The organism is Micromonospora sp. NPDC050200 (genome assembly GCF_040656135.1).
Classification (GTDB): domain Bacteria; phylum Actinomycetota; class Actinomycetes; order Mycobacteriales; family Micromonosporaceae; genus Micromonospora.
Map to the genome: position 1 here is coordinate 23937 of NZ_JBFALG010000007.1, position 8434 is coordinate 32370.

Here is an 8434-nt window from a genome sequence, read left to right on the forward strand (position 1 = left end):
CGGCCGCTGCCGCCGTCGGTCGGGCCGGCCCGTCAGCGGAGGGCGCGGAGGAAACGCTCGCTGATCGGGACCGCGCTGGACGTGCTCGACCCGCCCTGCTCGACGAAGACCGCGAACGCGACGTCGCCCTGCCAGCCGACGAACCAGGCATGGGTGTGCGCCGGGTTGTTGTCGTACTCGGCGGTGCCGGTCTTGCCGTACACCGGGCCGCCGGGAACGTCGGCCAGCGCCTTCGCCGTGCCGGCGGTGACCACCTCACGCATCATCGCCTTCAGCGGCCCCACCGACTCGGCCTTCAGCTGTGGGCCGGGCTCCGCCGGCTTTGCCGGGGCCGGGTCGAGCACCAGCTTCGGCTGCTCCCAGCGACCGCGGGCGACGGCGGCGGTGGCACCGGCCATGGCCAGCGGACTGACCACCGTGGTGCCCTGGCCGATCGCGGCGGCGGCCTGCTCGACCGGGGAGCCGTTGGCCGAGACCTTGCCGGTGAAGGCTTCCGTACCGAGGTCCCAGCTGCCCTCCAGGCCGAGCGTACGGCCGGTGACGGCCAGTCCGTCGGAGCCCAGCTGCGGCGCCAGGGACGCGAAGGCGGTGTTGCAGGACTTGGCGAAGTCCGTGCGGAACGGCACCTTGCCGAGGACGAAGTCGTCGGAGTTCTTGAACGGTCGGCCCTCCACGGTGAACGTCTTCTGGCAGTCCACCACCGTGTCGGCGCCGACCGCGCCCCGGTCCAGCAGGCCGAGGGCGCTGACCATCTTGAAGGTGGAGCCCGGCGGCACCTGGGCGGTGAAGGCCAGGTTCTCCCCGGCCGCGCCCGGCCCGTTGGCCGCGGCGAGCACCGCGCCGTCGCTGATCCGTACCGCCACCAGCGCCGAGCGCCGCTTCTCGCCGCGCAGCGCCGCGTCGGCCGCGTTCTGGGTGGCCACGTCGAGGGTGGTCTTCAGCGGCTGCCCGGGCTGCGGTTCGTGCCGGAAGACCTCGGTCGGCGCCGGGGTGCCGTCGGGGCCGGCGGGCCGCTGGACGAGCACGGTGAGCCCGGGGGCGCCGCGCAGGCGGTCGTCGTACCGGCCCTGGAGGCCGCCGTGGCCGACCAGGTCGCCCTTGGCGTACTGGTCGGGGTGGGCGGCCAGGTCGTCGGCCTGCGCCTCGTCGACCGAGCCGAGCAGTGCCCGGGCGAACTCCCGGGTGGGCGCCAGGTCCCGCTTCTCGGCGAGAAACTTGGTGCCGGGCAGGTCGTAGATGCGCGGCTTGATCTGCCGGTACGCCTCGTCCCGCAGCGTCACCACCTCGACGAAGGCGCCCGGATCCGCCTCGCTGAGTCGTTTGGGCAGGTCGGAGAGGTCGACCGGGGGAGTGAGCGGCGGCCGGATCGCCTTGAACGCCGCGTCGAGCTGCTTCACCAGTGCCGTGACGTCGGTCACCTCGGCGGGCTGCACGCCGACCCGGACCACCGGCCGGGGCGCCACGATCGGCTGCCCGGCGGCGTCCAGCACGCCGGACCGGGGGCTGGCTTCTCGGCGCACCGTCAACCGGTCGCCCTCGCCGAGCTGCTCCTGCACCAGCTGCGGCTCCCAGATCACCTGCCACTGGTCGTCCCCGCCCCGGCGCAGCCGCACCGGGCGGTCGTACGCCCAGGTGGTCGGGCCCGGCAGTGCCCACTCCACGCGGACCTTCGCGGTGGCGATGTCGTTGGTGACCTCGGCGTCACCGGAGCGGCGCAGCGTGGGCGGGGTGGCGGCCAGTTCGCCGGAGAGTTCCTTGATCTCCTTGCCGACCTCGGCGGCCGGCAGCCGCGCGCCGGTCGGGTCGATGAACCCGACCGCGTCGAGGTTGCCGGAGCGCCAACCGGCCAGGAAGGCGTCCACGGTCCGCTCCGGTCCGTCACCGTCGGAACACCCGGTGAGCACGCCGGCCGCCAGCACGGCGCCGGCCAGCGCCGCGACGGCCGGCCGGATGAGCGTACGGGGACGACGGGGCGGGTACGACACGGGCATGGAGCGGTACCTCCGGATCTCGGACTGCCCAGCACGCTAGTACGGCCGTGCTTCCGGCACCGCCCCGGTGTGTGGCCGCACGCTGCGTGAAGACCCGGCACGACGGTGTGATGAACATCGCGAGGCCGGGTACTCGGCAGCCGGCCGACCACGTATCTGCAACGGGTGAAAGGACAGAGTCCCGAACCGGACGTCCGGCCGGTGGTCCGCTGACCAACGGAAAGAGCGGCGGGCCTAGGCTGGGCGGCAGAGTGACCCACAACGCGGTGGGTCGAGGGGAGTGGCACCGATGGACCGGCGTCCGGCGATCAAACCGGGACCCGACCTCCGGCAGGCTGAACTTGGCCGGGACGACAGTTTCGATTCGGCGACCGACGGGGACGGCTCCGGCCGACTCGACACAGGAGTGACCGGGATGACCGGTTCGAGTATCGACACCCTCTACGACCTGGGGCTTCCCACGGAAGCGCTCGGTGACGACGTGGAGGACGCGGAGCTCGACGAGCCGGTACCCAACGCGGAGCGCCTGGTGGCCCAGGCGGTGGCGTTGGCCGGCGACGATCACGACGCGGCGACCCTGGTGAGCCGTTTCTGGCGGTTCGCGCCGGACGAGGAGCTGATCGGGTTCACCGCTGAGGAGATGCTCGACGCCGCCCGGGCGCACCGGGACCTGGCCCACCAGCGGGTGCCGGGCGAGCTGAAGCTGCGGATCCACTCGCCCGACGCCGAGCAGCACCACACGGTGATCGAGATCGTCACGGACGACATGCCGTTCCTGGTCGACTCGGTGACCGCGCTGCTCAACTCCCACCACCTCGACGTGCACCTGCTGGTGCACCCGCTGGTGGTGGTGCGGCGGGAGCCACTCGGCCGGCTGACCGAGGTCTCCGCCGACGTCGAGCCGGACGACGCGATCGCCGGCGACCTGGTCGAGAGCTGGATGCGGATCGAGATCGACCCGGTCCGTGACGCCGGCGAGCGGGACGCGTTGCGCCGCGAGCTCCAGCGGGTGCTCACCGACGTGCGCGAGGCGGTGGAGGACTGGCCGAAGATGCGCCAGCGCGCCCTGGCCCTCGCCGACGACCTGGCCTCCGCGCGGACCTCCGACAACCGCCCGCCGGTGCCGGAGAAGGACATCACCGACTCGGTGGAGCTGCTGCGCTGGCTGGCCCACGACCACTTCACCTTCCTCGGTTACCGCGAGTACCGGTTGGTCGACAACGGCGCCGGCGCGGGTCCCGGGCTGGAGGCGGTGCTCGGCACCGGGCTGGGCATCCTGCGCTCGGACTCGCCGGAGGCGCGGGCGCTGTCGTCGATGACGCCCGAGGCGCACGAGAGGGTGATGGAGAAGCGCCTGCTGATCATCACCAAGGCGAACTCCCGGGCGACGGTGCACCGGTCCGCCTACCTGGACTACATCGGCTTCAAGATCTTCAATGAGGCCGGCGAGGTGGTCGGGGAGCGGCGTTTCCTCGGCCTGTTCTCCACCGCGGCGTACCGGACCAGCGTCCGGGAGCTGCCGGTGGTCCGGCGCAAGGTCGCCGAGGTGCTGGACCGCTCCGGCCTGAGCCAGCGCAGCCACTCCGGCAAGGACCTGCTCCAGATCCTGGAGACCTACCCGCGCGACGAGCTGTTCCAGATCAAGACCGACGACCTGTACCACGCGGTGGTCGGCGTGCTGCGGATGGCCGGTCGCCGGCAGCTGCGGGTCTTCCTGCGCCGGGACGCGTACGGGCGGTTCATCTCCTGCCTGATCTACCTGCCCCGGGACCGCTTCACCACCCAGAACCGGCTGCGCATGCAGGACATCCTGCTCCGTGAGCTGAACGGCGTCGGGGTGGACTACACCACCCGGGTGACCGAGTCGATGCTGGCCCGGGTGCACTTCATCGTCCGGACCGACCCGGCCGGCCCGCCCGGCGACGTCGACGCCGACCTGCTCGCCGAGGAGCTGGCCGACGCCACCCGGCTCTGGGACGACGACTACCGGCTGGTGCTGGAGCGCAAGCTCGGCGACGAGCAGGCCAAGCACCTGTTCAGCCGGTACGCCGACGCCTTCCCGGAGGGCTACAAGGACGGCCACACGCCGTACGAGGCGATGAAGGACCTGGCCAAGCTGGAGCTGCTGGAGGAGCCCGGCCAGCTGGAGATGCACCTGTTCCGCAAGCAGCTCGCCCCGCGCGGCACCGACCTGGGCGTGGCCGTCGACGACACCATGGACGTCCGCTTCAAGGTCTACCGGTACGGCGAGCCGATGATGCTCTCCGCCGTGCTGCCGGTGCTGCACTCGCTCGGGGTCCGGGTGGTCGACGAGCACCCGTACGAGGTGGACCGGGTCGACGGCCGGGTCTTCCTGTACGACTTCGGCCTGTGCCTGCCCGAGGGGCACCAGGAGCTGGCCGAGGTGCGACCGCACGTGGAGAACGCCTTCGCCGCCGCCTGGCGGGGCGAGGCCGAGGTGGACGGCTTCAACGAGCTGGTCCTGCGCGGCGGTCTCACCTGGCGGCAGGTGGTGGTGCTGCGGGCGTACGCGAAGTACCTGCGCCAGGCCGGCACCGTCTTCTCCCAGGACTACATGGAGCAGACCTTCATCGCGTACCCGAACATCGCCGCGCTGCTGGTGGAACTCTTCGAGGCGCGGTTCGCGCCGGGCTCGCTGAGCATGGAGGAGCGCCGGCAGCGCAGCGACGAGCTGGTCACCGCGATCGGCGCGGCGCTGGACGACGTGGCCAGCCTGGACCAGGACCGCATCCTGCGGTCGTACCTGACGCTGATCCAGGCCACGCTGCGGACCAGTTTCTACCAGAAGCCGATCGGCGGGCGGCCCAAGTCGTACGTGGCGTTCAAGCTGGACCCGCAGGCCATCCCGGACCTGCCGGCCCCGCGGCCGAAGTTCGAGATCTACGTGTACTCGCCCCGGTTCGAGGGCGTGCACCTGCGGTACGGGCCGGTGGCCCGGGGCGGGTTGCGCTGGTCCGACCGGCGGGAGGACTTCCGCACCGAGGTGCTCGGCCTGGTCAAGGCGCAGATGGTGAAGAACGCCGTGATCGTGCCGGTGGGCGCCAAGGGCGGCTTCGTGCTCAAGCAGAAGCCGGGCGACCGGGACGAGGCCGTCGCCTGCTACAAGGAGTTCGTCGGCGCGATGCTCGACGTCACCGACAACATCGTCGGCGGCGAGATCGTGCCGCCCGACGACGTGGTCCGGCACGACGTCGACGACCCGTACCTGGTGGTGGCGGCCGACAAGGGCACCGCGTCGTTCTCCGACATCGCCAACGAGATCTCGGCGGCGCACAACTTCTGGCTCGGCGACGCGTTCGCCTCCGGTGGTTCCGCCGGGTACGACCACAAGAAGATGGGCATCACCGCCCGGGGCGCCTGGGAGTCGGTCAAGCGGCACTTCCGCGAGCTTGGCCACGACACCCAGACCCAGGACTTCACCGTGGTCGGCGTCGGCGACATGTCCGGTGACGTGTTCGGCAACGGGATGCTGCTCTCGGAGCACATCCGGTTGGTGGCCGCCTTCGACCACCGGCACATCTTCCTGGACCCGGACCCGGACGCCGCCCGGGGGTGGGAGGAGCGCAAGCGGCTGTTCGACCTGCCCCGGTCGTCCTGGGAGGACTACGACACGTCGCTGATCTCCGAAGGCGGCGGGGTGCACTCGCGTACCGCCAAGTCGGTGCCGATCTCGCCGCAGGTCCGCGCGGTGCTCGACCTCGACGAGGACGTGACGCAGCTCAGCCCGCAGGAGCTGATGAAGGCGATCCTGACCGCGCCGGTCGACCTGTTCTGGAACGGCGGCATCGGCACCTACGTCAAGGCGTCCACGCAGACCAACGCGGAGGTGGGCGACAAGTCCAACGACGCGATCCGGGTCGACGGCAGGAGCCTGCGCTGCCGGGTGGCCGGCGAGGGCGGCAACCTGGGCTGGACCCAGCTCGGCCGGATCGAGTACGCCCGGGCGGGCGGACGGATCTACACGGACTTCATCGACAACGCGGCCGGGGTGGACTGCTCCGACCACGAGGTGAACATCAAGATCCTGCTCAACACGGCGGTCGGCGACGGTGCGCTGGACCTCCCCGAGCGGGACGAGCTGCTCGCCCAGATGACCGACGAGGTCGCCGAGCTGGTGCTCCGGGACAACTACGACCAGGCGCGGGCGATCAACACCGCCCAGGCCCAGGCCGCGTCGCTGCTCCCGGTGCACCGGCGGATGATCAGCGAGCTGGAGCGGGCCGGTCAGCTCGACCGGGCCCTGGAGGCGCTGCCGCCGGACGAGGAGCTGGCGGCCCGCACCGAGGCCGGGCTGACCGCGCCGGAGTTCGCGGTGCTGCTCGCGTACGTCAAGATCGTGCTCGAGCGGGAGATCCTGGCCGAGGGGCTGGCCGACGAGGAGTGGACGACCGAGGTCCTGGTCAACTACTTCCCGACGCCGATGCGCGAGCGCTTCGCCGACCGGATGGGCCGGCACCGGCTGCGCCGCGACATCGTCACCACTGTGCTGGTCAACGAGGTGATCAACCGGGGCGGCATCTCGTTCGTCTTCCGGGTGGTCGAGGAGACGGCCGCGTCGTCGGCGGACGTGATCCGCGCGTACGTGGTGGTCCGCGAGGTCTTCGGGCTGCGCGAGGTCTGGGACGCCATCGAGGCGTTGGACGCCAGGATCGCACCGGAGTTGCAGACCAACGTCTACCTGGACACCCGGCGGTTGCTCGACCGCGCGGTGCGCTGGCTGGTCACCAACCGGCGTTCGCCGATCGACGTGCCGGCCGAGATCGCCCGGTTGCGCGACGGTGTGGCCCGGCTCCTGCCCGACCTGGAGGAGCGCTTCTACGGCAGCGAGCGCGAGTCGCTGGCGGCGCACATCGACGCGATGACCGAGCGGGGGCTGCCGCGCGACCTGGCTGAGCAGGCGACCCGGCTGATGTACAGCTTCGGTCTGCTGGACGTGGTGGAGACGGCGACCGCGAGCGGGCGGGACGTGGGCGAGGTGGCCTCGGTGTACTTCGTCCTGTCCGACCTGTTCCGGGTGGACGCCCTGCTGTCGAAGATCTCCCTGTTGCCGCGGGAGGACCGCTGGCAGACACTGGCCCGGATGGCGCTGCGCTACGACCTGTACGCCGCGCTGGCCGCGCTCACCGCGGAGGTCCTGGGCTCCACCCCGGACAACCTGCCCTCGCACGAGCGGGTGCAGGAGTGGGAGCAGTCGAACGCCACCTCGATCCACCGCGCTCGACGGGCGATGGGGGAGTTCGACGAGTCGCGGGCGGACCTGGCCGCCCTGTCGGTGCTGCTGCGCCAGATCCGCACCCTGGTGCGGACCTCCGCCGCAGCCTGATCGACGATCCGGCGCGGTCCGGTCGGTCGGGTTCTCCCGATCCGGCCGGATCGCGCCGGTGGCGTCAGGACGTCATCGTGGCCAGGACGATGATGTTGTTCAGGTAGCTGCGGTTGGTCTGGTCGAACTGACCGCCGCACGTCACCACCCGCAGGCTGGCCTTGTCGCTCGGGCCGTACACGAGTTCGGTCGGGAACGACGTCTTCGGGTACGACTTGACCGAGTCGACTTTGAAGCTGGCCTGCTGGGCGTCCTCCCGGGTGACGGTGATGGTGTCACCGGGCTGCAGCGCGCCGAGTTCGAAGAAGACGGCGGGGCCGATCTTGGCCGAGTCGACGTGGCCGACGATGACGGCGTTGCCGACTTCGCCAGGGCTGGGGCCGGGGGAGTACCAGCCGGCCAACTGGGCCTGGTCCAGCGGGGGCACCTGGACCGTGCCGTCCGGGTTGGTGCCGAGCGTGATGATGCCGGCGTTCACCCCGATCCGGGGAATCGTGATGGCCTTCGGGATCGAGCGGGCCAGGGCGGCGGGGGCGGGAACCTGGTCCGGGGTGGCCTCGCCGGTGGCAAACGCCTCGTCGGCGGTCTGGGTGGCGGTGTCGTCGACGGTGTCGGGAGCGGTCGTGGTCGGGTCGGCGGGCGCGGCCTGGGCCAGCGGCTGGGGCGGCTGGGGCGGGGGCGCGGTCCGGACGGACGCGCCGACCATGCCGGCGCCCGTCATGGCGAGGAGGACGACGACGGCCGCGCCGGCGGCGCGCCACGGTTTCCCGTGACGGCCGCCGGCCCGTGTCGCCGTAACCTCAGACGAGGTCATTGGCCCGACGCCGACGCATCAGCACGATCCCGCCCAGCGCGGCGGCACCGATCATGCCCACCCCACCGGTGGCCAGACCGCGGTCGGTGCTGGTGGTGGTCATGCCACCGTCACCCCCGTCGACGTGGCCCCGCGGCATGCAGTGGTCCTTGCGGTCCTCGTCCTTGCGGTCTTCGTCCTTGCCTTCGTGGTCCTTGCGGTCTTCGTCCTTGCCTTCGTGGTCCTTGCGGTCTTCGTCCTTGCCTTCGTGGTCCTTGCGGTCTTCGTCCTTGCCTTCGTGGTCCT

At 71.4% G+C, this 8434-nt stretch carries 3 protein-coding genes and 1 pseudogene; 1 reads left to right on the forward strand and 3 read right to left on the reverse strand.

The window, feature by feature from the left end; all coding sequences use genetic code 11:
* Window positions 1-32 precede the first annotated feature (32 nt).
* On the reverse strand, window positions 33-1991 hold the full coding sequence (locus AB0I41_RS07065) for a penicillin-binding transpeptidase domain-containing protein (RefSeq protein WP_357102786.1): 1959 nt from the start codon (window positions 1989-1991) through the stop codon (window positions 33-35).
* Between the two features lie 289 nt (window positions 1992-2280).
* Between AB0I41_RS07065 and AB0I41_RS07070 the strand changes: the two genes are divergently transcribed.
* Window positions 2281-7335, forward strand: coding sequence for an NAD-glutamate dehydrogenase (locus AB0I41_RS07070; protein WP_357102790.1), 5055 nt, complete (start codon window positions 2281-2283; stop codon window positions 7333-7335).
* Between the two features lie 64 nt (window positions 7336-7399).
* Here AB0I41_RS07070 and AB0I41_RS07075 read toward each other — a convergent pair whose 3' ends face one another.
* Together AB0I41_RS07075 and AB0I41_RS07080 are read right to left on the reverse strand one after the other, a co-directional pair.
* Complete coding sequence (locus tag AB0I41_RS07075) at window positions 7400-8149, reverse strand: class F sortase (protein WP_357102793.1); 750 nt, start codon at window positions 8147-8149, stop codon at window positions 7400-7402.
* Window positions 8136-8434, reverse strand: a pseudogene (locus AB0I41_RS07080) (hypothetical protein); the annotation flags it as partial. The pseudogene AB0I41_RS07080 and the gene AB0I41_RS07075, both read right to left, overlap by 14 nt.

Excerpts from the sequence above, each read along its gene's own strand:
- AB0I41_RS07065 (WP_357102786.1), bottom strand. The coding sequence starts at position 1,991 with ATGCCCGTGTCGTACCCGCCCCGTCGTCCCCGTACGCTCATCCGGCCG.
- AB0I41_RS07075 (WP_357102793.1), bottom strand. The coding sequence starts at position 8,149 with ATGACCTCGTCTGAGGTTACGGCGACACGGGCCGGCGGCCGTCACGGG.
- AB0I41_RS07070 (WP_357102790.1), top strand. The coding sequence starts at position 2,281 with ATGGACCGGCGTCCGGCGATCAAACCGGGACCCGACCTCCGGCAGGCT.